At 60.4% G+C, this 23,522-nt stretch carries 22 protein-coding genes; 12 read left to right on the top strand and 10 right to left on the bottom strand.

The features are described 5' to 3' along the window. Positions 1-12: 12 nt before the first annotated feature. Positions 13-1,680, bottom strand: coding sequence for a propanediol/glycerol family dehydratase large subunit (locus tag KHQ23_RS10010; RefSeq protein WP_032421840.1), 1,668 nt, complete (start codon positions 1,678-1,680; stop codon positions 13-15). A 413-nt stretch (positions 1,681-2,093) separates the two neighbouring features. On the opposite strand from KHQ23_RS10010, the gene KHQ23_RS10005 reads away from it, so the two are divergent. The 4 genes from KHQ23_RS10005 to KHQ23_RS09990 are packed head-to-tail and all read left to right on the top strand — an operon-like array spanning position 2,094 to position 4,612. After that, positions 2,094-2,522, top strand: a complete 429-nt coding sequence (locus tag KHQ23_RS10005; protein ID WP_032421841.1) for a heme-binding protein — start codon at positions 2,094-2,096, stop codon at positions 2,520-2,522. Between the two features lie 21 nt (positions 2,523-2,543). Further along, entirely contained in the window at positions 2,544-3,707 is a 1,164-nt protein-coding gene (dhaT, locus tag KHQ23_RS10000; RefSeq protein ID WP_004150927.1) for a 1,3-propanediol dehydrogenase, read from the top strand. A gap of 20 nt (positions 3,708-3,727) precedes the next feature. Beyond that, positions 3,728-4,081, top strand: coding sequence for a glycerol dehydratase reactivase beta/small subunit family protein (locus KHQ23_RS09995; RefSeq protein WP_002917678.1), 354 nt, complete (start codon positions 3,728-3,730; stop codon positions 4,079-4,081). After that, positions 4,082-4,612: a cob(I)yrinic acid a,c-diamide adenosyltransferase gene (locus KHQ23_RS09990; protein ID WP_002917679.1), complete on the top strand. Its 531-nt coding sequence runs from the start codon at positions 4,082-4,084 to the stop codon at positions 4,610-4,612. On the opposite strand, the gene dhaR is transcribed toward KHQ23_RS09990, so the two are convergent. Together dhaR and KHQ23_RS09980 are read right to left on the bottom strand one after the other, a co-directional pair. Then, positions 4,590-6,515, bottom strand: coding sequence for a dihydroxyacetone kinase operon transcriptional regulator DhaR (dhaR, locus tag KHQ23_RS09985; protein ID WP_002917680.1), 1,926 nt, complete (start codon positions 6,513-6,515; stop codon positions 4,590-4,592). The genes KHQ23_RS09990 and dhaR overlap by 23 nt on opposite strands. 101 nt (positions 6,516-6,616) lie before the next feature. Next, positions 6,617-7,714, bottom strand: coding sequence for a glycerol dehydrogenase (locus KHQ23_RS09980; RefSeq protein ID WP_002917681.1), 1,098 nt, complete (start codon positions 7,712-7,714; stop codon positions 6,617-6,619). 269 nt (positions 7,715-7,983) lie between these two features. Between KHQ23_RS09980 and KHQ23_RS09975 the strand changes: the two genes are divergently transcribed. The 5 genes from KHQ23_RS09975 (at position 7,984) to KHQ23_RS09955 (ending at position 13,195) form a co-directional block, all read left to right on the top strand. Then, positions 7,984-8,169 (top strand): hypothetical protein, encoded by a 186-nt coding sequence (locus KHQ23_RS09975; protein WP_025367873.1) that lies wholly within the window; start codon positions 7,984-7,986, stop codon positions 8,167-8,169. Between the two features lie 155 nt (positions 8,170-8,324). Continuing rightward, entirely contained in the window at positions 8,325-9,395 is a 1,071-nt protein-coding gene (dhaK, locus tag KHQ23_RS09970; RefSeq protein ID WP_002917682.1) for a dihydroxyacetone kinase subunit DhaK, read from the top strand. 10 nt (positions 9,396-9,405) lie between these two features. Beyond that, positions 9,406-10,038, top strand: coding sequence for a dihydroxyacetone kinase subunit DhaL (dhaL, locus tag KHQ23_RS09965; RefSeq protein ID WP_004181378.1), 633 nt, complete (start codon positions 9,406-9,408; stop codon positions 10,036-10,038). A gap of 10 nt (positions 10,039-10,048) precedes the next feature. Beyond that, positions 10,049-11,470 carry a dihydroxyacetone kinase phosphoryl donor subunit DhaM gene (dhaM, locus tag KHQ23_RS09960; protein WP_023317298.1) on the top strand — a complete coding sequence of 474 codons (1,422 nt, stop codon included), beginning with the start codon at positions 10,049-10,051 and terminating at the stop codon, positions 11,468-11,470. A 75-nt stretch (positions 11,471-11,545) separates the two neighbouring features. Further along, on the top strand, positions 11,546-13,195 hold the full coding sequence (locus tag KHQ23_RS09955; protein WP_032421842.1) for a glycerone kinase: 1,650 nt from the start codon (positions 11,546-11,548) through the stop codon (positions 13,193-13,195). Between the two features lie 155 nt (positions 13,196-13,350). Here KHQ23_RS09955 and KHQ23_RS09950 read toward each other — a convergent pair whose 3' ends face one another. Then, positions 13,351-14,127, bottom strand: coding sequence for a siderophore-interacting protein (locus KHQ23_RS09950; protein ID WP_004144829.1), 777 nt, complete (start codon positions 14,125-14,127; stop codon positions 13,351-13,353). 237 nt (positions 14,128-14,364) lie between these two features. Here KHQ23_RS09950 and KHQ23_RS09945 point away from each other — a divergent pair, with 237 nt between their 5' ends. Both KHQ23_RS09945 and ygjG read left to right on the top strand, forming a co-directional pair. Beyond that, the gene (locus KHQ23_RS09945; protein ID WP_002917718.1) at positions 14,365-14,919 is read left to right on the top strand and encodes a PadR family transcriptional regulator; all 555 of its coding nucleotides are present in this window, start codon (positions 14,365-14,367) and stop codon (positions 14,917-14,919) included. 257 nt (positions 14,920-15,176) lie between these two features. Then, positions 15,177-16,556, top strand: a complete 1,380-nt coding sequence (gene ygjG, locus KHQ23_RS09940) for a putrescine aminotransferase (RefSeq protein WP_021465185.1) — start codon at positions 15,177-15,179, stop codon at positions 16,554-16,556. A gap of 46 nt (positions 16,557-16,602) precedes the next feature. Here ygjG and lsrG read toward each other — a convergent pair whose 3' ends face one another. Genes lsrG through lsrA form a run of 6 tightly spaced genes read right to left on the bottom strand, consistent with a single transcriptional unit; the run spans position 16,603 to position 22,315 of the window. Further along, positions 16,603-16,899 (bottom strand): (4S)-4-hydroxy-5-phosphonooxypentane-2,3-dione isomerase, encoded by a 297-nt coding sequence (lsrG, locus tag KHQ23_RS09935; RefSeq protein ID WP_004181386.1) that lies wholly within the window; start codon positions 16,897-16,899, stop codon positions 16,603-16,605. Continuing rightward, positions 16,896-17,783, bottom strand: a complete 888-nt coding sequence (gene lsrF, locus KHQ23_RS09930) for a 3-hydroxy-5-phosphonooxypentane-2,4-dione thiolase (RefSeq protein ID WP_002917724.1) — start codon at positions 17,781-17,783, stop codon at positions 16,896-16,898. The genes lsrG and lsrF overlap by 4 nt, the downstream gene beginning before the upstream one ends. 11 nt (positions 17,784-17,794) lie before the next feature. Next, the gene (lsrB, locus tag KHQ23_RS09925; RefSeq protein WP_004185763.1) at positions 17,795-18,796 is read right to left on the bottom strand and encodes an autoinducer 2 ABC transporter substrate-binding protein LsrB; all 1,002 of its coding nucleotides are present in this window, start codon (positions 18,794-18,796) and stop codon (positions 17,795-17,797) included. A 1-nt stretch (position 18,797) separates the two neighbouring features. After that, on the bottom strand, positions 18,798-19,796 hold the full coding sequence (gene lsrD, locus KHQ23_RS09920; RefSeq protein ID WP_211776878.1) for an autoinducer 2 ABC transporter permease LsrD: 999 nt from the start codon (positions 19,794-19,796) through the stop codon (positions 18,798-18,800). Continuing rightward, positions 19,797-20,831 (bottom strand): autoinducer 2 ABC transporter permease LsrC, encoded by a 1,035-nt coding sequence (lsrC, locus tag KHQ23_RS09915; protein WP_032421844.1) that lies wholly within the window; start codon positions 20,829-20,831, stop codon positions 19,797-19,799. Then, positions 20,828-22,315: an autoinducer 2 ABC transporter ATP-binding protein LsrA gene (gene lsrA / locus KHQ23_RS09910; protein ID WP_032421845.1), complete on the bottom strand. Its 1,488-nt coding sequence runs from the start codon at positions 22,313-22,315 to the stop codon at positions 20,828-20,830. The genes lsrC and lsrA overlap by 4 nt, the downstream gene beginning before the upstream one ends. 218 nt (positions 22,316-22,533) lie before the next feature. On the opposite strand from lsrA, the gene lsrR reads away from it, so the two are divergent. After that, positions 22,534-23,505: a transcriptional regulator LsrR gene (gene lsrR, locus KHQ23_RS09905; RefSeq protein ID WP_004144837.1), complete on the top strand. Its 972-nt coding sequence runs from the start codon at positions 22,534-22,536 to the stop codon at positions 23,503-23,505. Positions 23,506-23,522: the final 17 nt, after the last annotated feature.

Genomic DNA, 23,522 nt, shown 5'->3' with positions numbered 1-23,522 from the left:
AGGAATACCGCCTTATTCAATGGTGTCGGGCTGAACCACGCCCGGAATATTTTTGATCTCCGCCCAGCGTTCGGCAGAGATGCGATAGCCGGTGCCCGGCCCCTGATAGTCATTGATGTCGTTGACCGCACTCACCACCTCGAACTGCCGATCGAGAATGGCCGAGGTCTGCAGGTAATCGCCGGTGACCCGCTGGCGCAGCATATTGAGAATATTGCTGGCGATATCCTCAAAGCCGCTGCGGCTCAGCGCGCCGACAATATCGAGGCCGGTGATGTTGCGCTTCATCATCTCTTCCACCGCACTCAGATCCTCCACCACGTTACGCGGCGGCATCTCGTTGCTGCCGTGCGCGTAGGTGGCGGCCTCCACCTCCTCGTCGGCGATTGGCGGCAGCCCCAGCTCGCGGAAAACCGCCTGGATCGCCCGCGCCGCTTTCTGGCGAATGGCAATGGTTTCCGCCTCGGTCACCGGACGCAGGCCGCCGTCAACCATCAGGTCACGCTGCAGGATGTTGTAATCATCAAAATCTTCCGCATCGAAGTTCGAGCCGGCGAACATGTTGTCGTAGTTCGGCACCGCGCTGTAGCCGGAGAAAATAAAGTCGGTGCCCGGCAGCATCTGCATCAGGGTGCGCGCGGTGCGGCGAATATCCGAGTGGGAGAAAGTCTGGTCGTTGGCGGACGCCACTTCGAGGTCGAGCATAGAGGCGATCAGGTTTTCCGCCAGCACCGCCCGAATGCCCGACGGCACAGCGCCGGTCATGCCGATACAGCTCACCGCGCCGTTTTGCAGCCCCTGAACCCCGGCGCCTTTGGTAATGAAGATGCAGCGCGATTCGAGGTAGAGCATCGACTTGCTCTCCGAATAGCCCATCAGCGCTTCGGATCCGGTGCCGGAGGTGTAGCGCATTTTCAACCCGCGGGAGGCGTAGGCCGAGGCGAGGAACGCCTTTGACGACGGAGTATCATCGCCGTCGGTAAATACCGCTTCAGTGCCGTAGACCGACACCGTCTCGGCGTAGCTGGTTAAGCCACGCATGCCCAGCTCCAGCTCGGTGGCCTCTTCCACCGAGCACTGCGTCAACACGCCGGGGCGGCCGCACTGCGAACCGACCAACAGCGCCAGGGCGTTAAACGGCGCGTAGCGCGCGATACCGACCGTGGTCTCCTGTTCTGAGAAGCCGCGGATCCCGGCCTCGGCGGCGTCAGCGGCAATCTGCACCGGATTATCTTTGAGATTGGTGACGTGGCACTGGTTGGAGGGGGTCCGGCGGGCACGCATCTTCTGCAGCGCCATCATCATCTCCACCACGTTCATCTGCGCCATCACCTCGACCGCTTTGGCCGGCGTGATGGCGGTAGTGATGGCAATGATCTCCTCCCGGCTGACGTGAATATCCACCAGCATACGGGCTATTTCCACCGCCTCCAGGCGCATTGCCTGCTCTGTGCGCTCAACGTTGATCGCGTAATCGGCGATAAACCGGTCGATCATGTCAAACTGGTCCCGGCGTTTGCCGTCCAGCTCGACGATCAGACCGTTGTCCACTTTTACTGAAGAGACCGGGTCAAAGGGGCTGTCCATGGCGATCAGCCCCTCTTCAGGCCACTCGCCAATCAGCCCGTCCTGATTGACGGGGCGCTGGGCCAGTACTGCAAATCGTTTTGATCTTTTCATTGTTCATAGGCTCAAAAGGTGAAATCCGCAGACGGTAGCGAATACGCCGGGCGAGCGTCGTTGCCGCCCGGCCATTACCGGCAATAGCGGAACTTTAAATGAGCCAGTGGTGAAAAAAATAAATTTAATTTCGTTTCAATTTGGCACACGAAATCTACCGACAGTTTCACTATGAAACTTTACTCCGGCGGCAAAAATAAAAAATGTGATCGCCCGCAATGATATAAATCAATTAATAAAAAACGCCCTTAATTACGTTTTGCCGACGCTATTTTAACCCTATTGACTAAATCATGGCGGGCGACAAAATAACGCTGACAAAAATAAAGCAAGCCAACCGAATGGTAATAGTTTTTTACTATCGCCCCCTACTGACTATTCGCGCCAGCGTTATCCTGGTGCGGGAGAGAATGATGAACAAGAGCCAACAAGTTCAGACAATCACCCTGGCCGCCGCCCAGCAAATGGCGGCGGCGGTGGAAAAAAAAGCCACTGAGATCAACGTGGCGGTGGTGTTTTCCGTGGTTGACCACGGAGGTAACACGCTGCTTATCCAGCGGATGGACGAGGCCTTCGTCTCCAGCTGCGATATTTCCCTGAATAAAGCCTGGAGCGCCTGCAGCCTGAAGCAAGGTACCCATGAAATTACGCCAGCGGTCCAGCCAGGACAATCTCTGTACGGTCTGCAGCTTACCAACCAACAGCGAATTATTATTTTTGGCGGCGGCCTGCCAGTTATTTTTAATGAGCAGGTAATTGGCGCCGTCGGCGTTAGCGGCGGTACGGTCGAGCAGGATCAATTATTAGCCCAGTGCGCCCTGGATTGTTTTTCCGCATTATAACCTGAAGCGAGAAGGTATATTATGAGCTATCGTATGTTTGATTATCTGGTGCCAAACGTTAACTTTTTTGGCCCCAACGCCATTTCCGTAGTCGGCGAACGCTGCCAGCTGCTGGGGGGGAAAAAAGCCCTGCTGGTCACCGACAAAGGCCTGCGGGCAATTAAAGATGGCGCGGTGGACAAAACCCTGCATTATCTGCGGGAGGCCGGGATCGAGGTGGCGATCTTTGACGGCGTCGAGCCGAACCCGAAAGACACCAACGTGCGCGACGGCCTCGCTGTGTTTCGCCGCGAACAGTGCGACATCATCGTCACCGTGGGCGGCGGCAGCCCGCACGATTGCGGCAAAGGCATCGGCATCGCCGCCACCCATGAGGGCGATCTGTACCAGTATGCCGGAATCGAGACCCTGACCAACCCGCTGCCGCCTATCGTCGCGGTCAATACCACCGCCGGCACCGCCAGCGAGGTCACCCGCCACTGCGTCCTGACCAACACCGAAACCAAAGTGAAGTTTGTGATCGTCAGCTGGCGCAACCTGCCGTCGGTCTCTATCAACGATCCACTGCTGATGATCGGTAAACCGGCCGCCCTGACCGCGGCGACCGGGATGGATGCCCTGACCCACGCCGTAGAGGCCTATATCTCCAAAGACGCTAACCCGGTGACGGACGCCGCCGCCATGCAGGCGATCCGCCTCATCGCCCGCAACCTGCGCCAGGCCGTGGCCCTCGGCAGCAATCTGCAGGCGCGGGAAAACATGGCCTATGCCTCTCTGCTGGCCGGGATGGCTTTCAATAACGCCAACCTCGGCTACGTGCACGCCATGGCGCACCAGCTGGGCGGCCTGTACGACATGCCGCACGGCGTGGCCAACGCTGTCCTGCTGCCGCATGTGGCGCGCTACAACCTGATCGCCAACCCGGAGAAATTCGCCGATATTGCTGAACTGATGGGCGAAAATATCACCGGACTGTCCACTCTCGACGCGGCGGAAAAAGCCATCGCCGCTATCACGCGTCTGTCGATGGATATCGGTATTCCGCAGCATCTGCGCGATCTGGGAGTAAAAGAGGCCGACTTCCCCTACATGGCGGAGATGGCTCTGAAAGACGGCAATGCGTTCTCGAACCCGCGTAAAGGCAACGAGCAGGAGATTGCCGCGATTTTCCGCCAGGCATTCTGAGTGATAACGAGGGGACCGTCATGTCGCTTTCACCGCCAGGCGTACGCCTGTTTTACGATCCGCGCGGGCACCATGCCGGCGCCATCAATGAGCTGTGCTGGGGGCTGGAGGAGCAGGGGGTCCCCTGCCAGACCATAACCTATGACGGAGGCGGTGACGCCGCTGCGCTGGGCGCCCTGGCGGCCAGAAGCTCGCCCCTGCGGGTGGGTATCGGGCTCAGCGCGTCCGGCGAGATAGCCCTCACTCATGCCCAGCTGCCGGCGGACGCGCCGCTGGCTACCGGACACGTCACCGATAGCGACGATCATCTGCGTACGCTCGGCGCCAACGCCGGGCAGCTGGTTAAAGTCCTGCCGTTAAGTGAGAGAAACTGAATGTATCGTATCTATACCCGCACCGGGGATAAAGGCACCACCGCCCTGTACGGCGGCAGCCGCATCGAGAAAGACCATATTCGCGTCGAGGCCTACGGCACCGTCGATGAACTGATATCCCAGCTGGGCGTCTGCTACGCCACGACCCGCGACGCCGGGCTGCGGGAAAGCCTGCACCATATTCAGCAGACGCTGTTCGTGCTGGGGGCTGAACTGGCCAGCGATGCGCGGGGCCTGACCCGCCTGAGCCAGACGATCGGCGAAGAGGAGATCACCGCCCTGGAGCGGCTTATCGACCGCAATATGGCCGAGAGCGGCCCGTTAAAACAGTTCGTGATCCCGGGGAGGAATCTCGCCTCTGCCCAGCTGCACGTGGCGCGCACCCAGTCCCGTCGGCTCGAACGCCTGCTGACGGCCATGGACCGCGCGCATCCGCTGCGCGACGCGCTCAAACGCTACAGCAATCGCCTGTCGGATGCCCTGTTCTCCATGGCGCGAATCGAAGAGACTAGGCCTGATGCTTGCGCTTGAACTGGCTGGCGTCAATATCGTACTGCTTCATTTTGCGCCACAGGGTGGTGCGGCCGATATTGAGCAGCTGCGACATCTCCTGCACCCGCCCGCTGGTCACCCGGGCGGCGTGAATAATAGCTTCCTTTTCGATGGCGCTAAAAGTCAGGCTGGCCGGCAGCAGCGATGACGCGCTATCCCCGCCCGGCCGCTCGGAAAAGAGATATTCCGGCAGATTACTCAGGCGAATGTGGCCGTTGTCGCTGCTGATGGCGATATTCTCAATGACGCTGTTGAGCTCAAAATCATTCCCCGGCCACGAGTAGGCCACCAGCTGCGCCAGCGCGTCATCGTCCACTTTCAGTCGCGAAGAGAAACGCTTCTCCAGGCTCTTCAACCGGTTATGCACCAGCGACGGAATACTGTTGCGTCGGGCGCGCAGCGGCGGGATGACGATCTCAAAGGAGTGCAGCGCATAGTACAGCTGGCGGCTAAAGCGGTTCTGTTCCACCAGATTGGCCAGATCGACGGTGGTGGTGGCAATCACCTTCACATCCACCGGGATCAGGCGCCGGGCGTCGAGGCGGGTGAGCACGCCCTGCTTAATCACCTGCAGCAGAGCCGACTGCAGCTCCGGCGCCAGATACTCGATCTTTTCCAGAAACAGGGTGCCGCCGTTGGCCAGCTCAAGGCGGCTCAGGCGACCATTTTCATCGTCGGTAGGGGCGCTGCCCATAAAGTCCTGGCCCAGCACGCTGTCGGCATATAGCTGGCAGTTGACGGCGATGTAGGGGCCGCCCGCCCGTTCGCTTTCATTGTGAATAGCCTGGCTCAGCAGCTCTTTCCCGACCCCCTCTTCGCCGCACAGTAGCACCGGGAAGCCGCCGCGCGCCGCCTGGCGGCCAAAGTGGATCAGGCGTCGGGTTTCCGGATCGTCGGCAGACATCTGCTCAAAGGTGTGGCTGACTTTACCGAGCTGGCTGGTCATCAGCTGCCGCATCTGCTCCACCGGATGCAGCAGCAGAATAAAACTGTTGCCTTGCGCCTCGACAATCGGTTTTAAGGTGATCACCGCGTCGACAAACTGATGCTGACTTTCAAAGGTGACTTCGACGTGATTCAGGCCGCGGGCGTGTTTGATGGCGCGGCGCAGCAGCGCCGGGAGGGTCACCAGATCGGCGATATTTTTCCCCTGGCTGGCCTGAGCATCAAGATGCAACAGTCTCGCCGCCTGAACATTGAGAAACTGCAGCACGCCCTGTTCGTTCCACGCCATCACCCCATCGTCCATGCTCTCCAACAGGCCGTACATCTGATTGAGGTGGCGGTTGGATTCCGCCAGCAGGCTGTCGGTGAGCAGGGAGTTACCCACCTCGCGGGCGATGGCCAGCGTCAGGGAGAGGTCGGCGCTGGACTGGTGCTCGACCAGACAGCAAAGCGAGATAGAGCCGAACAGCCTCCCGTGGTTATCAAACACCGGCGTCGAGCAAAAACTCCATGGCTGTAGCGCCTGCTTAAAATGCCGATCGCCGGCGGTGTTGATCGGCTGGCCCTGCATCGCGGCCAGCGACAGCGCGCAGGTGCCGATAATGCTCTCCGCACAATAGCTGCCGTCGCGAAATCCCAGGGCAGCCAGCTGGGCCAGGGTTTGCGGCTCGCCGCAACGGCTCAGGATGCAGGCGGACTCATCAAGAATAAACAGCGCGCAGGGGCGGCCGTCCATAAACTCCCAGGCGTCTTCCAGCGCCGCCTGGCCGATGGTCAGCAGCGCGGTTTTACGCCGACAGATGGAGTCGAAGGTCAGGCCCTGGGCCTGGTGCGGCGTTTGCCAGGTTTCGCGCTGCATAAACTTGCTGCAGCGGTGCCATGACTGGGCAATGACGGAAGAGACCGCCTTCCCGGTATCCTGAGTCTGAACAGTCATATCCTTTTCCGCGTTGTACCATAGAGAACCCCTCCGGCAGCGACTGCCGGAGGGGAGAAAGAAAAACCGCTGACCTGGGCCAGCGGTTTAGCCACCGCGAATTAACGCGCCAGCCACTGCTGGCCTAACAGATCGGCGGTGAGGATAGCGGCATGGACGCTCTCCGGGGTCACCGCAAACGGCATATTGTGGATGGTTTCCCCTTCCGCGCAGGTGGCTTTCGCCACCGCGGCGATTTTCTCGTCGATCCCCTCTTTGACGCCCATCTGCGCGAGCGTCACCGGCAGGCCGACGCGCTGGCAGAAGCCCAGCACCGTTTCAATCTCGTCCATCGGGCTGTTCTGCAGCACCAGCTGCGCCAGGGTACCGAAGGCCACTTTCTCACCGTGATACAGGTGATGGCACTCTTCAAGAATGGTGAAACCGTTGTGGATTGCGTGGGCAGCGGCCAGGCCACTGCTTTCAAAGCCAATGCCGCTGAGATAAGTGTTCGCCTCGATGATGCGCTCCAGCGCTTCGGTCACTACCCCGGCCTGCGCCGCCAGACGGGCCTTTTCGCCCTCCGCCAGCAGCGTATCATAGCACAGGCGGGCGAGGCTCAACGCCGCCTCGGTGGACTGTCCTCCTGCCATGCTGGTGGCGCGCGCATCGTAGCAGGCTTTGGCCTCGAACCAGGTGGAGAGCGCATCGCCCATGCCGGAGACCAGCAGGCGTACCGGCGCTTTGGCGATAATCGCCGTGTCCATCACCACCATATCCGGGTTTTTCGGATAGATCAGATACTCTTCAAACTCGCCCGCTTCGGTGTAGATCACCGACAGCGCGCTGGTTGGCGCATCGGTCGAGGCGATGGTCGGGATCACCACCACCGGCAGCTTCTGGTAGTAACCGATCGCCTTCGCGGTATCGAGAGTTTTACCACCGCCGATCCCGACCACGCCGCGGCAGCCCTGTTTTTGCAAAATCGCCATCAGACGGTTGATTTCCGCATGGCTGCATTCACCGTTAAACCGTTCCGCATGGCAGCGAATATCGTGGCTCTGCAGGCCATTCACCACTTTCTCTCCCGCCAGCTTCATTACGAAATCGTCGGCGATGACGAAGAAGCTCTCCGCCAGGTTTTTGGCATATTGACCGAACAGAACAGCAGCATCAGGACCCTGAAGATATTTGGCTGGAGATTGAATAACTTTTAGCATTCCTTTCACCCTCAAATAAGTGCGCATGTAAACATGATGAGCCCTGGCGTTATCCGCGCCGGCCAGTGAAGCGCGGCCTGAACGGAGCGTACCGGAGCAGTGCGATCACTGTAGGGCCGGCAGGGAACAAAAAAATCTTTCGCCTTTTTGTTCTGATATGAAACACAGGTTAATTTTTTACGTTCCATATTGGAACAAAAAACCCTAATCTCTGTCAGGATTGCGATCCCGATCCGCTACTTTGCCGCATAATGCCCTTGCAATCCTCCGTGTTTGATCCTCTTTTCTCCCGCAGTCGGCAGAAAATCAGCAAAAAATTTTTTTCCACCCGCTTCGCCAGCTATCCTGACCGCCGCTTATGGCAGAAGAAAAAAAGCGCGCCAGCTCGCATTTTCACCATATCCTCAGCAAAAACGTTCCATAAAGAAACAAAACAAGGAGGCAATGTTTCGTAATGAAACCCGATCGTCGGGGCATTCTTTTTTTCGTCCGCTCAGCCAGAATCATCATATCGCCAGGCACGCTCCACCGTCAGACGATACCCCTACGCGATGACTGCCTCCGCCAGCAGAGAGGCGGCATCGAACCTTCTCCAACGGAGCACTGAATAATGAAAAAGCTGATTAACCGTGTTGAAGATGTACTGAATGAACAATTACAGGGGCTGGCTAAAGCCCATCCGCAGCTGACCCTGCATCAGGACCCGCTGTATGTGACCCGCACCGACGCGCCGGTGGCTGGCAAGGTGGCCCTGCTCTCCGGCGGCGGCAGCGGACATGAACCGATGCACTGCGGCTATATCGGCCAGGGCATGCTCTCCGGCGCCTGTCCGGGGGAAATCTTCACCTCGCCGACGCCGGACAAAATGTTTGAATGCGCGATGCAAATTGACGGCGGCGAAGGCGTCTTGCTAATTATCAAAAACTATACCGGCGACATCCTGAATTTTGAGACCGCCACCGAGCTGCTGCATGAGAGCGGCATTAAAGTCACCACCGTGGTGGTCGACGACGACGTGGCGGTGAAAGACAGCCTCTATACCGCCGGTCGTCGCGGCGTCGCCAACACCGTACTGATCGAAAAACTGGTCGGCGCCGCCGCCGAGCGCGGCGACTCGCTGGAAGCCTGCGCTGAACTGGGCCGCCGCCTGAACAATCTCGGCCACTCGATTGGTATCGCCCTTGGCGCCTGCACCGTACCGGCTGCCGGGCAGCCATCCTTTACGCTGAAAGATGACGAGATGGAGTTCGGCGTCGGCATTCACGGCGAGCCGGGCATCGACCGCCGCCGCTTCAGCTCGCTGGACCAAACCGTCGATGAGATGTTCGATACCCTGCTGGAAAACGGCGCTTACAGCCGCACGCTGCGCCAGTGGGATACCGTCAAGGGCGCGTGGCAGGAAGTGCAGCAGAGCAAAACCGCGCTGCAAAACGGCGACCGGGTTATCGCGCTGGTTAATAACCTCGGCGCCACTCCGCTTTCCGAACTGTATGGCGTGTATAACCGCCTCGCCCAGCGCTGCGAAGCGTCCGGCATCATCATCGAACGCAACCTCATCGGCAGCTACTGTACTTCGCTGGATATGGCGGGCTTCTCCATCACTCTGCTGAAAGTGGATGACGAGACGCTGACGCTATGGGACGCCCCGGTTCACACCCCGGCGCTGAACTGGGGAAACTAAGGAGCACGACATGTCACTGAACAGAACGCAAATCGTCGACTGGCTGTACCGCTGCGGCGATATTTTCACCAAAGAGAGCGATTTTCTCACCGGCCTCGATAAAGAGATTGGCGACGCCGACCACGGTCTCAATATGCACCGCGGTTTCAGTAAAGTGGTCGAAAAGCTGCCGTCGATTGCCGATAAAGATATTGGCTTTATCCTCAAAAACACCGGCATGACGCTGCTCTCCAACGTCGGCGGTGCCAGCGGCCCGCTGTTCGGCACCTTCTTCATTCGCGCCGCGCAGGTGACCCAGGCCCACCAGAGCCTGACGCTCGACGAGCTGTACCTGATGATCCGCGAAGGTGCGGACGGTGTCGTCAACCGCGGCAAAGCGGAGCCAGGGGATAAAACCATGTGCGACGTCTGGCTGCCGGTGGTGGACTCCCTGCGCCAGTCCAGCGAGCAGCACCTGTCGATCGCCGCCGCGCTGGATGCCGCCTGCGAAGTGGCCGAGCGTGCGGCCCACGCCACCATCACTATGCAGGCGCGTAAAGGCCGCGCCAGCTATCTCGGCGAGCGCAGCATCGGACATCAGGATCCCGGCGCGACCTCGGTGCTGTTTATGGTTCAGATGCTGGCCGCCGCCGCCAAAGAGTAAGGAAATTGCGATGGTAAACCTGGTTATTGTTTCTCATAGCGCCCGGCTGGGCGAAGGTGTCGGAGAACTGGCCCGGCAGATGTTAATCAACGATGGCTGCAAACTGGCGATCGCCGCCGGGATCGACGATCCCGACAGCCCGATCGGCACCGATCCGCTTAAAGTCATGGAGGCGATCGAATCCGTGGCCGATACCGATCACGTGCTGGTGATGATGGATATCGGCAGCGCGTTGCTCAGCGCCGAAACCGCCCTCGATCTGCTCGATCCGGCGATTGCCGCGAAGGTGCGACTGTGCGCCGCGCCGCTGGTGGAAGGGACGCTGGCGGCCACCGTCAGCGCTGCCTCCGGCGCCGGGATCGACAAGGTGATCGCCGACGCCATGAGCGCCCTGGAGGCCAAGCGGGTTCAGCTGGGTTTACCTTCGCCAACTTCTGACGCCGCGCCGGCGCCGATGCTTGCCGACGACGGCGACACAAAATCGGTGTCAGTCATTATTAACAATCATAACGGCCTGCACGTGCGTCCGGCGTCGAAGCTGGTCGCCGCGCTGGCGGGCTTTAACGCCGATCTGCTGCTGGAGAAAAACGGGAAGTGCGTCAAACCGGACAGCCTCAACCAAATCGCGCTATTGCAGGTCCGCCGCAACGATAAGCTGCGCCTGCTGGCCCGCGGTCCGGATGCCGACGCGGCGCTGGAGGCGTTTCAGGCGCTGGCCGCCGATAACTTCGGTGAATCGCCTGCGGCGCAACCGGCAGCGGCTCCGGCAACGCCCGAGCGCGTCGAAGGCGCTGCCCTGCGCTATCCGCTGGCCCTGATCCAGCCGCTCCGCCCGGCTGCCGCCGATGCCGCCCGCGAGCAGCAGCGCCTGCGCCAGGCCATTGACCAGACGCTGGCGGATCTTATCGCCCTGACCGAGCTGGCGGAAAATAAATTTAACGCCGATATCGCGGCGATCTTCGCCGGGCACCACACCCTGCTCGACGATGACGATCTGTTTGATGCCGCCAACGATCGTCTGCTCACCGAACAATGCACGGCGGAATGGGCATGGCATCAGGTGTTGATGGAGCTCAGCCAGCAGTATCGCCAGCTGGATGACCCCTACCTGCAGGCGCGCTATATCGATATCGAAGATATTTTGCAGCGCACCCTGCGCCATCTGCAGGGCGTTCAGGAGAGAGTGCCGACGCCCGGCGAGCCAACAATTATTATTGCCGACAACATTTATCCCTCAACCGTCTTACAGCTGGATGCCAGCTTCGTTAAAGGCCTGTGCCTGCGCGATGGCAGCGAACAGGCTCACGGCGCGATTATCGCCCGCGCGGCGGGGATCGCCTGGCTGAGCCAGCAGGGCGAGGCGCTGAACAGCGTGCAGCCCGGCGAGACTATCGTGCTCGATATGCGCCACCAGCGCCTTATCCGTGACTAAAATTCACGTTGACCGTTACCGCTCCGGGGGCCTGCCTCCGGAGGGTGAGTTTTCGCTTACTCTTCAGGAACCACTATGTCTCAATTCTTTTTTAACCAGCGCGCCAGCCTCGTCAACGATGTGATTGAGGGTACCATTATCGCCAGCCCGTGGAATAACCTCGCCCGTCTGGAGAGCGACCCGGCGATCCGGGTGGTGGTCCGTCGCGATCTGAATAAAAACAACGTGGCGGTGATCTCCGGCGGCGGCGCCGGCCATGAACCGGCGCACGTCGGCTTTATTGGTAAAGGCATGCTGACCGCCGCGGTCTGCGGCGATCTGTTCGCCTCGCCAAGCGTCGACGCGGTGCTCACCGCCATTCAGGCAGTGACCGGCGAGGCGGGCTGCCTGCTGATCGTCAAAAACTACACCGGCGATCGGCTTAACTTCGGTCTGGCGGCGGAGAAAGCGCGCCGACTCGGCTACAACGTGGAGATGCTGATCGTCGGCGACGATATTTCGCTGCCGGATAACAAACAGCCGCGCGGCATCGCCGGGACCATTCTGGTGCATAAAGTGGCGGGCTATTTCGCCGAGCGCGGCTTCAACCTCGCCACCGTCCTGCGTGAAGCGCAATACGCCGCCAGCCATACCGCCAGCATCGGGGTGGCGCTGGCCAGCTGCCACCTGCCGCAGGAAGCCGACAGCGCGCCGCGCCATCAGGCCGGTCACGCCGAGCTGGGAATGGGCATCCACGGAGAGCCGGGCGCCTCGACGATCGCCACGCAAAACAGTGCGGAAATCGTTAACCTGATGGTGGAAAAACTGACCGCCGCCCTACCGGAAACCGGCCGCCTGGCGGTGATGCTCAATAACCTCGGCGGCGTGTCGGTGGCTGAGATGGCGATTCTGACCCGCGAGCTGGCCAACCCCCCGCTGCAGGCGCGCATTGACTGGTTAATAGGCCCGGCCTCGCTGGTGACGGCGCTGGATATGAAAGGCTTCTCGCTGACCGCCATCGTGCTGGAGGAGAGTATTGAGAAAGCGCTGCTTTCGGATGTGGAAACCGCCAGCTGGCAGAAGCCGGTGCAGCCGCGGACTATCAACGTCGTGCCGTCCACCCTCGACAGCGCCCGGGTGGATTTTACGCCCTCGGCCAACCCACAGGTGGGCGATTACGTGGCGCAGGTGACCGGCGCCCTCATCGATCTTGAAGAACATCTCAACGCGCTGGATGCCAAAGTAGGCGACGGCGATACCGGCTCCACCTTCGCCGCCGGGGCGCGCGAGATTGCCGAGCGGCTCGAGCGTCAGCAGCTGCCGCTGAACGATCTGCCAACGCTCTTCGCGCTGATCGGCGAACGCCTGACGGTGGTGATGGGCGGCTCCAGCGGGGTATTGATGTCTATCTTCTTCACCGCTGCCGGGCAGAAGCTGGGGCAAGGCGCCAGCGTGGCCGAGGCGCTGAACGCCGGTCTGGAACAGATGAAGTTTTACGGCGGCGCCGATGAGGGAGACCGGACGATGATCGACGCTCTGCAGCCGGCCCTGGCGGCGCTGCTGGCCGAACCGGAGAATCTGCAGGCCGCTTTCGCCGCGGCGCAGGCCGGGGCGGATCGCACCTGCCAGTCAAGCAAAGCCGGCGCCGGACGCGCGTCCTATCTCAACAGCGATAGCCTGCTCGGCAACATGGACCCCGGCGCCCACGCGGTGGCGATGGTGTTTAAGGCGCTGGCGGAACGCTAAGCCTTCCCCGGTGGCGCTGCGCTTACCGGGGCGATGTAACACCGCCGAATAGCAGGTCGGGTAAGGCGTAAGCCGCCACCCGACAAAAAACGGCACCGCCGGTAGCCCGGATAAGGCGCGACGCGCCGCTATCCGGGTTTTACCACGATGGCTTTTTACTTGCTGTGCCAGTACGCCTGGGAACGCACCAGCTGCTGATCGATGCTCTCGTCTTCAAAGCGCGCCAGCAGCGATTTCACCACCGCGCCTTCGCCGGTCAGCCAGATAAAATAATCCTCCGCCGGCACCTTCACCTGCGCCAGACGCTCGGCGACGAAGGCCGGATTGTGGCCCACCACCCACTCGATGTTAAAGCCGTCGAGATCCGCCAGATAATCTTTATACGACGCATCGGCGATAGTAACGATGGCCGTCACCTGCGGCCTCGCCGGCAGCTGGCGTAATCCCAGCAGACGACGGCGCAGCGCCGGCATGCCGGACTCATCGCAAACATACAGCTGCCAGGCATAATCTTCCGGCACCACCAGCGAGCCGCGCGGGCCGCCGATCACCAGCTTATCGCCCACTTTTGCTTCCAGCGCCCAACGGCTGGCGATACCGCCATCGTGGATATAGAAATCGTAAGCCAGCTCGTGACGTTCGGCATCGTACAGCGGCGTATAGTCGCGGGTGGCAGGCCGCACGCCTTCCCCCCAGTCAATCCCCTCCTCGGTCACCTGCGGCGGGGTAAATGCCGCGCCCGGCTCGGGGAAAAAAAGCTTGGTATGGTCGTCAAAGCCGTGAGAGGCGAAGCCTTCCAGCGCCTCGCCTCCCAGCACGATACGCTGGAACGCCGCGCCTGCGCGCTCCACGCGCAGCACCGTCAGCTCACGGAAACGCAGCTCATTGCGGACACGCTGCGGGTACTTGTCTGCTTTGGTTTTTGTCATCATCGATTGCCTTCGTGAACGGTAAATAGATATATCTAAACTTGATGCAAATGATAATGATTGCCAACTAAAAAGAATGCAAGTCTTTTTTTGATATAGTCAAAACAAACCGCATCAAAATCCACAGTCAGAAAACAACCACATATATATCAACATCTTAAAAAATAAATAGCAACCAGCATTGCGAACATTCATTTTTTAGATATAAATTAGATATATCAAAAACAGCAGGAGGTAACCATGCGACATCATCATGAAGAAGGGCGTGGGCCACGCGGGCGCCACGGTGATCCCAGCGAACACGGCGACCATGGCCGCCGCGGCGGCGGACGTCGCCAGCGTTTCTTTGGCCACGGCGAACTGCGGCTGATCATTCTGGATATCCTCAGCCGCAGCGCCAGCCATGGCTATGAGCTGATCAAAGAGATCGAAACGCTTACCCAGGGGAACTACAGCCCCAGCCCGGGGGTGATCTATCCGACGCTGGATCTGCTCCAGGACCAGGGCCTTATCAGCGTGGAAGACGACAACGGACGCAAGAAAATCCTTATCAGCGAGGAAGGAAAACAGCTGCACGCCGAGAACCAGGAGCACCTGGCCCATATCCAGGAGCGCCTGCAGGCGCGGATGGTCGGCTGCGAGCTGCGCCGCGATCCGCAGATGAAGCGCGCGCTGGAAAACTTCAAAGCGGTCCTCGACCTGAAAGTGAACCAGCAGGCCAGCAGTGCCGCCCAGCTCAAGCAGATCATCGGCATTATTGACCGGGCGGCGATGGAGATCTCTCAGCTCGACTAAGCCTCTTTTTTCATCACCGGCTGCCCCGCGCTGGGGCAGCCCGCACCACGGCGGATCGCCCCGTCTATTGCCGCCAGGCAGAAAATCTCGTCAGCTCAGGAATAAAACGTGCCAATAGTGGCGCAATGAGATTAAATTTTACACAATTCGTCTTTTACTTTGCATTTATCCCGATTTTCACCGCTTCTGCCGAACTGGCGTAATCCCTGCAATACTTAATCCAGTATCGTGTGATACGTCCGCCCCAGGAGCACATTTTGAACAGGTTACCTTCCAGCGCATCGGCTCTGGCCTGCAGCGCACACGCACTGAATCTCATTGAAAAGCGCACGCTTGATCATGAGGAAATGAAAGCACTTAACCAGGAGGTCAGGGAATACTTTAAAGAGCATGTGAATCCGGGGTTTTTAGAGTATCGAAAATCGGTCACAGCCGGCGGGGATTACGGAGCCGTAGAGTGGCAAGCGGGAGGGTTAAATACGCTTGTCGACACCCAGGGACAGGAGTTTATCGACTGCCTTGGTGGGTTTGGCATCTTCAATGTAGGGCACCGTAATCCAGTTGTGGTATCCGCCGTCGAGAATCAACTCGCGAAACAACCGCTTCACAGTCAGGAGCTGCTGGACCCGCTACGCGCGATGCTGGCGAAAACCCTGGCAGCCTTAACGCCCGGGAAACTAAAGTACAGTTTCTTCTGCAACAGCGGTACCGAATCGGTAGAGGCGGCCATCAAGCTGGCGAAAGCCTATCAGTCGCCGCGCGGTAAATTTACCTTCATCGCCACCAGCGGCGCCTTCCACGGTAAATCGTTGGGCGCGCTGTCGGCCACCGCCAAGTCGACCTTCCGCAAGCCGTTTATGCCGCTGCTGCCGGGCTTCCGCCACGTGCCGTTCGGCGATATCAACGCCATGCGCACCATGCTGAGCGAGTGCAAGAAAACCGGCGACGACGTCGCGGCGGTGATCCTCGAGCCGATTCAGGGCGAAGGGGGCGTGATCCTCCCGCCGGCGGGTTACTTACCGGCGGTGCGTAAACTGTGCGACGAGTTTGGCGCATTGCTGATCCTCGACGAAGTGCAGACCGGCATGGGCCGCACCGGCAAGATGTTCGCCTGCGAGCATGAGAACGTCCAGCCGGACATTCTGTGTCTGGCGAAAGCGCTCGGCGGCGGTGTGATGCCGATCGGCGCGACGGTGGCGACGGAAGAGGTCTTCTCGGTGCTCTTCGATAACCCGTTCCTGCACACCACCACCTTCGGCGGCAACCCGTTGGCCTGTGCGGCGGCGCTGGCGACGATCAACGTGCTGCTGACGCAAAACCTGCCGGCGCAGGCGGCGCAGAAAGGCGATATGCTGCTGGACGGTTTCCGCCTGCTGGCGCAGGAGTATCCGGACCTGGTGAATGAAGTGCGCGGGAAAGGCATGCTGATGGCTATCGAGTTTGTTGATAACGAGATTGGCTACGACTTTGCCAGCGAGATGTTCAGACAGCGGGTGCTGGTCGCCGGGACGTTAAACAACGCCAAGACGATCCGCATTGAACCGCCGCTGACGCTCACCCTTGAGCAGTGCGAGCAGGTGCTGAAGGCGGCACGCAAGGCGCTGGCGGCCCTGCGCGTTTCGGTCGAAGAAGCGTAATAAAGTGTCCTTCACCCTCTCCCTCTGAGAGGGTGAAGGATAACCCTCACACCTGCGGTAACAGGCCGATAAAGCTGCGCTTCTGCCGCGGCTGCGACATCATCTCCTCCAGCTTTTCGACGCAGGCTAAATAGTGCGGCGTCTTCTTATGCGCCAGCACCGCCTCATCGTCTTTATAGGCTTCGTAGATAAAAAAGCGGGTTTTCACCTCGGGATCCTGCAGGACATCAAAGCGCAGGTTGCCTGGCTCCCGCAGCGCGCCCTCGTGGTTGGCGCGAAACACCTCGAGAAACTCATCCACCCGCTCGGGTTTAATATTGATCTCCACTAGCGTGACGTTCATTTCAGCTCTCCCTGTTTCTCTTCCTGCCAGAACTGATACGCTTCGCGCGCGTTCAGATTCTCATGCACCACCTTTTTCACCGCCTTCAGCATCGCGCGCGGGGCGCTGGACTGGAAGATATTGCGCCCCATATCCACCCCGGAAGCCCCCTGGTCGATCGCCCGCCAGCACATCTCCAGCGCCTCATGCTCCGGCAGTTTTTTACCGCCGGCGATAACGATCGGCACCGGACAGCTGGCGGTCACTTTTTCAAAGCCTTCCTCAACGAAATAGGTCTTCACAAACTGCGCCCCCATTTCGGCGGCAATCCGGCTGGCCAGCGAGAAGTAGCGCGCATCGCGGGTCATCTCTTTGCCGACGCCGGTAACCGCCAGGACCGGCATACCGTAGCGATTGCCGGCGTCCACCAGTTTGATGATGTTATTGATCGACTGATGTTCGTATTCGCTGCCGATATAGACCTGCGCCGCCACCGCGCATACGTTGAGCCGCAGCGCGTCTTCCATCGCCACCGCCACGCATTCGTTGGAGAGTTCGCTCAAAATCGAATTGCCGCCGGAGGCGCGGAGCACCACCGGCTTATTGGTGGCCGCCGGTACCTGGCTGCGCAGTACGCCGCGGGTGCACATCAGCACGTCGGTGTCGGCAAACAGCGGCGCAATCGACAGGTCGATACGCTCCAGCCCGGTGGTTGGCCCCTGGAAGTAACCGTGATCGAAGGCCAGCATCACCGTGCGGTTGCTGTGCGGATTAAAGATGCGCGCCAGCCGTGACTGCATGCCCCAATCCAGTGAACCACAGCCTTTCAGGGTATACAGCGTATTCTGCTGCGGGCGGTCGATGCCGAAGTCCTTACCCTCTTTGATATCGTCTAAATCAGCCATCTTTTCCTCCGTCAGAAGTCGTAGTTGTTGATGTTCTCTTTGCTGAACACCACGCGCTCCGGCAGCAGCACGATACCGTTGCCCTTCGCCTCATACTGGTAGCCCTGCACGCTGTTCGGTTCGACCTTCAGCGAGCCGATATCTTTCACCTCAACGCTGTCGCCCACGTTAAGATCGCCCTTTTTCAGTAATCGATCGGCGACGTTAACCGCAATTTTGCCCTGCTGAACCACATCCCACAGGCCGAACGCTTTCACCGTGCCGCGCTCAACGTACGGACGCATCACGTTCGGCGTACTAAAGCCGACAATCGCCACGCCCTGACGCTTGAGGTTCTCTGCCGCCTGCGCCGCCGCCGGCAGCGCATTGGCATCCGGCGCGATAATGGCGTCGAGATCCGGATAGGCTTTTAAGATCCCCTCGGCGGTTTGTAGCGATTTGGTGGCATCGTTATAGCCAAACTGGGTGGTGACGATTTGCCACTGCGGATGTTCTTTTTCGATTTTGGCTTTGGCTTCCTTCACCCACTGGTTCTGGTCGGTCACCGTCGGGCTGGAGTAGAAAAACGCTACCTTGGCAGTAGGCTTCGTCACCTGCTTTTCCGCCATCTCGACCAGCAGGCCGCCAAGCTGCTGCGGCGTGCCCTGATTGATATAGATGCTGCGGCACTCCGGCTTGGTATCGGAATCCCAGGTCAGGACTTTCACCCCGCGCTGCATCGCCCGCTTCAGCGCCGGACACAGGCCGTCCGGCGAGACAGCGGAAACGATAATCGCGTTGTAGCCCTGGTTGACGAAGTTGTTGATAAGCTGCACCTGGCCGGAGACGCTGGGCTCGGTTGGGCCGTCATAGGTGACATCCACGCCCAGCGCTTTCCCCGCCTCTTTCGCGCCGTTGCCGCCGCTGGTAAAGAAGCCGACGCCGACCAGCTTAGGAATAAAGGCGATGCGGTCCGCCGCCTGCGCGGTAACCACGCTCATCGCCAGCGCCAGCACGATCAGTTTTAATTTCATTTTATGCTCCGATTGTTTTATGCGAGAAAAGACGCCGCCAGGTCGCGCGCACCCATTCACGGTGCAGGCTCAGCGAACGCCCCATCACCACCACAACCAACAGCGCCCCTGACAGCGCGCTCGACACCTGGTTGGGGATGCCGACCATCTGTAAACCCTGTTGCAGATACCCCACCAGCAATGCCGCCAGCGCGGTACCCAGTATCGATCCCGAGCCGCCGTAAATATTGGCCCCGCCGAGCACCGCCGCGGTCAGCGCCGGCATCAGCAGGTCGCGGCCTAAATCCGAACGTGCCGAGCCGAAATAGGAGACCATCACCAGCGCCGCGACCGCCGAGGCGACGCCAACCAGGCCATACAGCACGTACGGGATGCCGTTCACCGACAGCGCGGCATAGCGCGCGGCGCGCGGGTTTTGCCCGAGTAAAAAGAGGTGGCGGCCAAAGCGCCCGCGACGGGTCAGCAGCCAGAAGAAAAAGGTGATAATCGCGAACAGCACCAGCGGCAGCGGCAGTCCGGCGAGGGTTAAATTGGCGAAGGCGGTGAAGCTATCGGGAAAACCGCCAATCCCCTCGTAACCGGTCGCGCCGGCCATCCCGGAAAGCAGCAGCGCGCCGCCGCCGTACAGATAAAGCGTACCAAGCGTGATCACCAGCGGGCTGATGCCGGTGTAGTGGATCAGCGCGGCGTTGAATAACCCGCACAGCAGTCCCAAGAGCAACGTCAGCGATACCGCGAGCCACAGCGGCCAGCCCGCCTGGGTCATCACCCCGAGGGCGATGGCGCACAGGCCGATGGTCGAGCCCAGCGAAATATCGATCCCGCCGCTGATGATCACCAGCGTCAGCGGCAGCGCGACGATGCCGATGCAGATAAAGTCGCTGGTGCTAAAGAGCAGCATATTGAGATCCAGCATGCGCGGATTCAGCGCGCCGAACAGCAGGATCTCCACGATCAGCAACGCCAGCAGCGCGCTTTCCCAGTTAAGCTTCAGCTTCATTTAAGCCACCTCTTTGCTTTTGCGTTCGGGAAAGCGGGCAACCTGTTTCCCCCCTTTGTTACCGGGCTGGAAACGGCTGTACTTCAGCGCCCGCTGATGGCGGGCCAGCGCCTGACGCAGACGGCCATCGAGCACCAGCACCCCGAGCAGCACCAGGCCGGCGATAAAGTCGTTCCACCAGGCGGGAAGGCGGAACAGCACCAGTACGGTGTCGATTTGGGTAAGGAAAAAGGCGCCGAGAAACGCGCCAAGCAGCGTGCCGGTACCGCCGAGCAGCGAGATCCCGCCCAGCACGCAGGCGGCGATGGCTTTCATCTCCAGGCCGCTGCCGGTCTGATTAGGCACAAAACCAATCTGCGCGGCGAAGACGATCCCGGCGCAGGCCGCCAGCATACCGTTGAGAGTAAAGGCCAGCATCCGCGTGCGGTTGACCGCCACGCCCAGTTGGCGCGCGGCGGCGAGGTTATCGCCAACGGCGTAAAAATCACGACCAAAGTCGGTGCGCGACAGCAGCCAGCCGCCCGCCAGCAGCAGCGCCAGCACCAGCCAGCCCAGCGGCGACACGCCGATAAACGCGGGCTCCGAGAGCGATTTCAGGCTGTCGGGCAAGCCTTCGATCCATTTCCCGCCGGTCCACAGCAACATCACCCCGCGATACAACCCCAGCGTACCGAGCGTCGCGACGATCGCCGGGATGCGCAGCCCCACCACCAGCAGGCCGTTAAACGCCCCGGCCAGCGCGCCAATCGCCAGCGCGAAGGCGATGGCCGTCGCCAACCCGTAGCCGTTGTTCAGCGCCACGCCGACGGCGATGGCGCATAGCCCAACGGTGGAGCCTACCGACACGTCAATATTGCGGGTCAGCATCACCAGGGTCGCGCCCAATGCCAGCAGGCAGAGGATTTGCGAGCTGGCGAAAATCATCGCCAGGGTCTGCAGGCTGAAATAGGCCGGATTGAGCGCCACCAGCACAACAAAGAGCGCCACGATGGCAAAGAAGGCGCTCAGTTCGCGATTCTTGAGTAACGTTTTCATGCCTGCCCTCCGAAGGCCAGGGTCATCATGCGATCGACGGTCACCGCCTGCCGCGCCAGCTCGCCGCTGTAGCGGCCCTGATGCATCACCAGCACCCGGTCGGCCAGGCCGATGAACTCATCCAGATCGGAGGAGATCATCAGCACTGCCACATTTTGCGCGGCGACGCTTTTCAGCAGCTGATAGATATCGGCGCGGGCGGAGACATCCACGCCGCGCGTCGGCTCATCGACAATTAGCAGCAGCGGGTTGGCCTCCAGACAGCGCGCCAGCAGCACCTTCTGCTGGTTACCGCCAGAGAGAGTGCGCACCGGCTGATCGCCATCGGCCAGCTTGATCCCCAGCGCCCGGTGATAGCGCTCAACCACCGCCGCCTCCCGTTTCCCCTGCTGCCACCACGACGGCTGATTGAACATCACCGTGTTCCAGCGCACCGGCGCATCAAGAAACAGCCCCGAGACCTGGCGGTCTTCCGGCAGATAGACCAGCCCGCTGGCCAGCCGGGCGCGGGTGCTGTCATTGCTAATCTCGCGATTCTCCAGCCAGATCCGCCCGGCGCGCGGTGGACGCAGGCCGTATAAGGTTTCGGCAAATTCGGTGCGCCCGGATCCCACCAGCCCGGCGAGGCCGACGATCTCCCCGGCGCGGATCTCCAGATTGAGATCGATAAAGCCTTCTCCGGTAAGATCCTCCACCCGCAGCACGGGAAAATCCTGCGCCTGGGTGCGGCGGTTGCCCGGCAGCGCCAGCCACAGCTTTTGCGTGTCGCTCAGCGTATGGTCGCGGCTGGCCGGCGTCATAGCGCTAATCAGTTGCTCATCGCGGTAAGTTGCGGTCTCGCCGCTCAGCACTACCGCCCCGTCGCGCATCACCGAAATATGGCTGGCAAGCTGGCGGATTTCGGGCAGTTTGTGCGAGATAAACACGATCCCCACGTCCAGCGCCTGTAACGCGCGGAGCTGGCTAAACAACCTCTCCGTTTCGCCCGGGGTTAAAGAGGCGGTGGGTTCATCAAGGATCAGGATCCGCGCTTCGCGCATCAGGCCGCGCAGGATCTCGACCATCTGTTGATCGGCTACCTCGAGCGTGCTGGCGCTGGCATCGAGGTTGATCTGGCAGTTCAGCTGCTGCAGTTTTTCCTGCAGTCGCGCGGTGGTATCCGCCCGCTTCGGCAAACGAAAGAGAATGTTCTCGCGCACGCTGAGGTTGGGAAACAGCATCGGCTCCTGCGGCACCAGATAGATGCCCAGCTGGTGGGCCAGCGCCGGGCTGAGGCGCGCAAACGCGCGGTCGCCGATCGTCAGTTCACCGCTATCCGGGGTTTCGACGCCGGCGATGATCTTCATCAGCGTCGATTTACCCGCGCCATTGCCTCCCATCAGGGCATGCACCTGGCCCGCGCATAGCGTAAAGTCGATGCCCTTCAGCACGGCAACGCCGGAGAACTGTTTGCGGATCTGGCGAGCTTCAAGCAGTGGCTTCATCGTCGCGCCTCGTTTGAACAAATGATTTTTAAATTTAATAATGTTCAAAAGCGTAGACGGTGAACTATATTTACAACCGTGCGAAGATCACAGTTTGGCGCTTTAGATCCTCAGGAAAAAATGGGCCAGCGATGAAAGATCCGTTTTGCCAGTCGGCTCACACTTTCCGGCCGCGCAATAGCGAACATATGATCTAAATTTTTATAAGAGTTCAATTTATGAGCGAAAAACGCATTACGGAAGAGAACCGCTACGCCGGGCTGGCGTTAGCCGAGGAAGAGCTGGTGGCGCGGGTGGCGTGGTGCTACTACCACGACGGCCTGACGCAAAATGACATCGGCGAGCGTTTGGGGCTGCCGCGGCTGAAGATTTCCCGCCTGCTGGAGAAAGGCCGCCAGTCCGGGGTGATCCGCGTGCAGATCAACTCGCGCTATGAGGGCTGTCTGGCGCTGGAAAGTGAACTCCAGCAGCGTTTTGGCCTCAAGATTGCCCGCGTGCTGCCGGCGCTCAACACCCCGCCGATGAATACTCGGCTGGGTATCGGCGCGGCGCAGTCGCTGATGGGCATTCTGCAGCCGGGACAGCTGCTGGCGGTCGGCTTCGGCGAAGCCACCATGAGCTGCCTGCAGCATCTCAGCGGCTTTATCGGCTCGCAGCAGGTGCGGCTGGTGACGCTCTCCGGCGGCGTCGGCCCGTATATGACCGGTATTGGCCAGCTGGATGCCGCCTGCAGCGTCAGCATTATCCCGGCGCCGCTGCGGGTCTCTTCGGCGGAGGTCGCCGAGATCCTGCGCCGTGAGTCGAGCGTGCGCGACGTGATCCTCGCGGCGACGGCGGCGGACGCGGCGGTGGTTGGCATCGGCGCCATCGATCAGCGGCGCGACGCCACCATTTTACGCTCCGGCTATATCAGCGAGGGCGAACAGCTGATGTACGCCCGCAAAGGCGCGGTCGGCGACATTTTAGGTTATTTCCTGCAGGCCGACGGCAGGCCGGTAGAAGGACTGGAGATCCATCGGGAACTGCTCGGCGTGACCCTTGATGAGCTAGCGCAGCTGCCGACCATCGTTGGCGTCGCCGGGGGAGAAGAAAAAGCGCAGGCGATTTATGCCGCTCTGATTGGCAAGCGCATTAATGGCCTGGTAACGGAAGAGACAACAGCACGCGCGGTGCTTACCCTGGCCTCCTGACGGCCTGGCGCCGCGCG

This window comes from Klebsiella sp. 64, from assembly GCF_018223915.1.
Classification (GTDB): Bacteria; Pseudomonadota; Gammaproteobacteria; order Enterobacterales; family Enterobacteriaceae; genus Klebsiella; species Klebsiella pneumoniae.
This window is presented reverse-complemented; position numbering and strand designations above follow the sequence as displayed.

What these genes read in the sequence shown, in the direction of transcription:
- KHQ23_RS10010 (WP_032421840.1), bottom strand. Translation starts at nt 1,680, where the DNA reads ATGAAAAGATCAAAACGATTTGCAGTACTGGCCCAGCGCCCCGTCAAT.
- KHQ23_RS10005 (WP_032421841.1), top strand. Translation starts at nt 2,094, where the DNA reads ATGAACAAGAGCCAACAAGTTCAGACAATCACCCTGGCCGCCGCCCAG.
- dhaT (WP_004150927.1), top strand. Translation starts at nt 2,544, where the DNA reads ATGAGCTATCGTATGTTTGATTATCTGGTGCCAAACGTTAACTTTTTT.
- KHQ23_RS09995 (WP_002917678.1), top strand. Translation starts at nt 3,728, where the DNA reads ATGTCGCTTTCACCGCCAGGCGTACGCCTGTTTTACGATCCGCGCGGG.
- KHQ23_RS09990 (WP_002917679.1), top strand. Translation starts at nt 4,082, where the DNA reads ATGTATCGTATCTATACCCGCACCGGGGATAAAGGCACCACCGCCCTG.
- dhaR (WP_002917680.1), bottom strand. Translation starts at nt 6,515, where the DNA reads ATGACTGTTCAGACTCAGGATACCGGGAAGGCGGTCTCTTCCGTCATT.
- KHQ23_RS09980 (WP_002917681.1), bottom strand. Translation starts at nt 7,714, where the DNA reads ATGCTAAAAGTTATTCAATCTCCAGCCAAATATCTTCAGGGTCCTGAT.
- dhaK (WP_002917682.1), top strand. Translation starts at nt 8,325, where the DNA reads ATGAAAAAGCTGATTAACCGTGTTGAAGATGTACTGAATGAACAATTA.
- dhaL (WP_004181378.1), top strand. Translation starts at nt 9,406, where the DNA reads ATGTCACTGAACAGAACGCAAATCGTCGACTGGCTGTACCGCTGCGGC.
- dhaM (WP_023317298.1), top strand. Translation starts at nt 10,049, where the DNA reads ATGGTAAACCTGGTTATTGTTTCTCATAGCGCCCGGCTGGGCGAAGGT.
- KHQ23_RS09955 (WP_032421842.1), top strand. Translation starts at nt 11,546, where the DNA reads ATGTCTCAATTCTTTTTTAACCAGCGCGCCAGCCTCGTCAACGATGTG.
- KHQ23_RS09950 (WP_004144829.1), bottom strand. Translation starts at nt 14,127, where the DNA reads ATGATGACAAAAACCAAAGCAGACAAGTACCCGCAGCGTGTCCGCAAT.
- KHQ23_RS09945 (WP_002917718.1), top strand. Translation starts at nt 14,365, where the DNA reads ATGCGACATCATCATGAAGAAGGGCGTGGGCCACGCGGGCGCCACGGT.
- lsrG (WP_004181386.1), bottom strand. Translation starts at nt 16,899, where the DNA reads ATGAACGTCACGCTAGTGGAGATCAATATTAAACCCGAGCGGGTGGAT.
- lsrF (WP_002917724.1), bottom strand. Translation starts at nt 17,783, where the DNA reads ATGGCTGATTTAGACGATATCAAAGAGGGTAAGGACTTCGGCATCGAC.
- lsrB (WP_004185763.1), bottom strand. Translation starts at nt 18,796, where the DNA reads ATGAAATTAAAACTGATCGTGCTGGCGCTGGCGATGAGCGTGGTTACC.
- lsrD (WP_211776878.1), bottom strand. Translation starts at nt 19,796, where the DNA reads ATGAAGCTGAAGCTTAACTGGGAAAGCGCGCTGCTGGCGTTGCTGATC.
- lsrC (WP_032421844.1), bottom strand. Translation starts at nt 20,831, where the DNA reads ATGAAAACGTTACTCAAGAATCGCGAACTGAGCGCCTTCTTTGCCATC.
- lsrA (WP_032421845.1), bottom strand. Translation starts at nt 22,315, where the DNA reads ATGAAGCCACTGCTTGAAGCTCGCCAGATCCGCAAACAGTTCTCCGGC.
- lsrR (WP_004144837.1), top strand. Translation starts at nt 22,534, where the DNA reads ATGAGCGAAAAACGCATTACGGAAGAGAACCGCTACGCCGGGCTGGCG.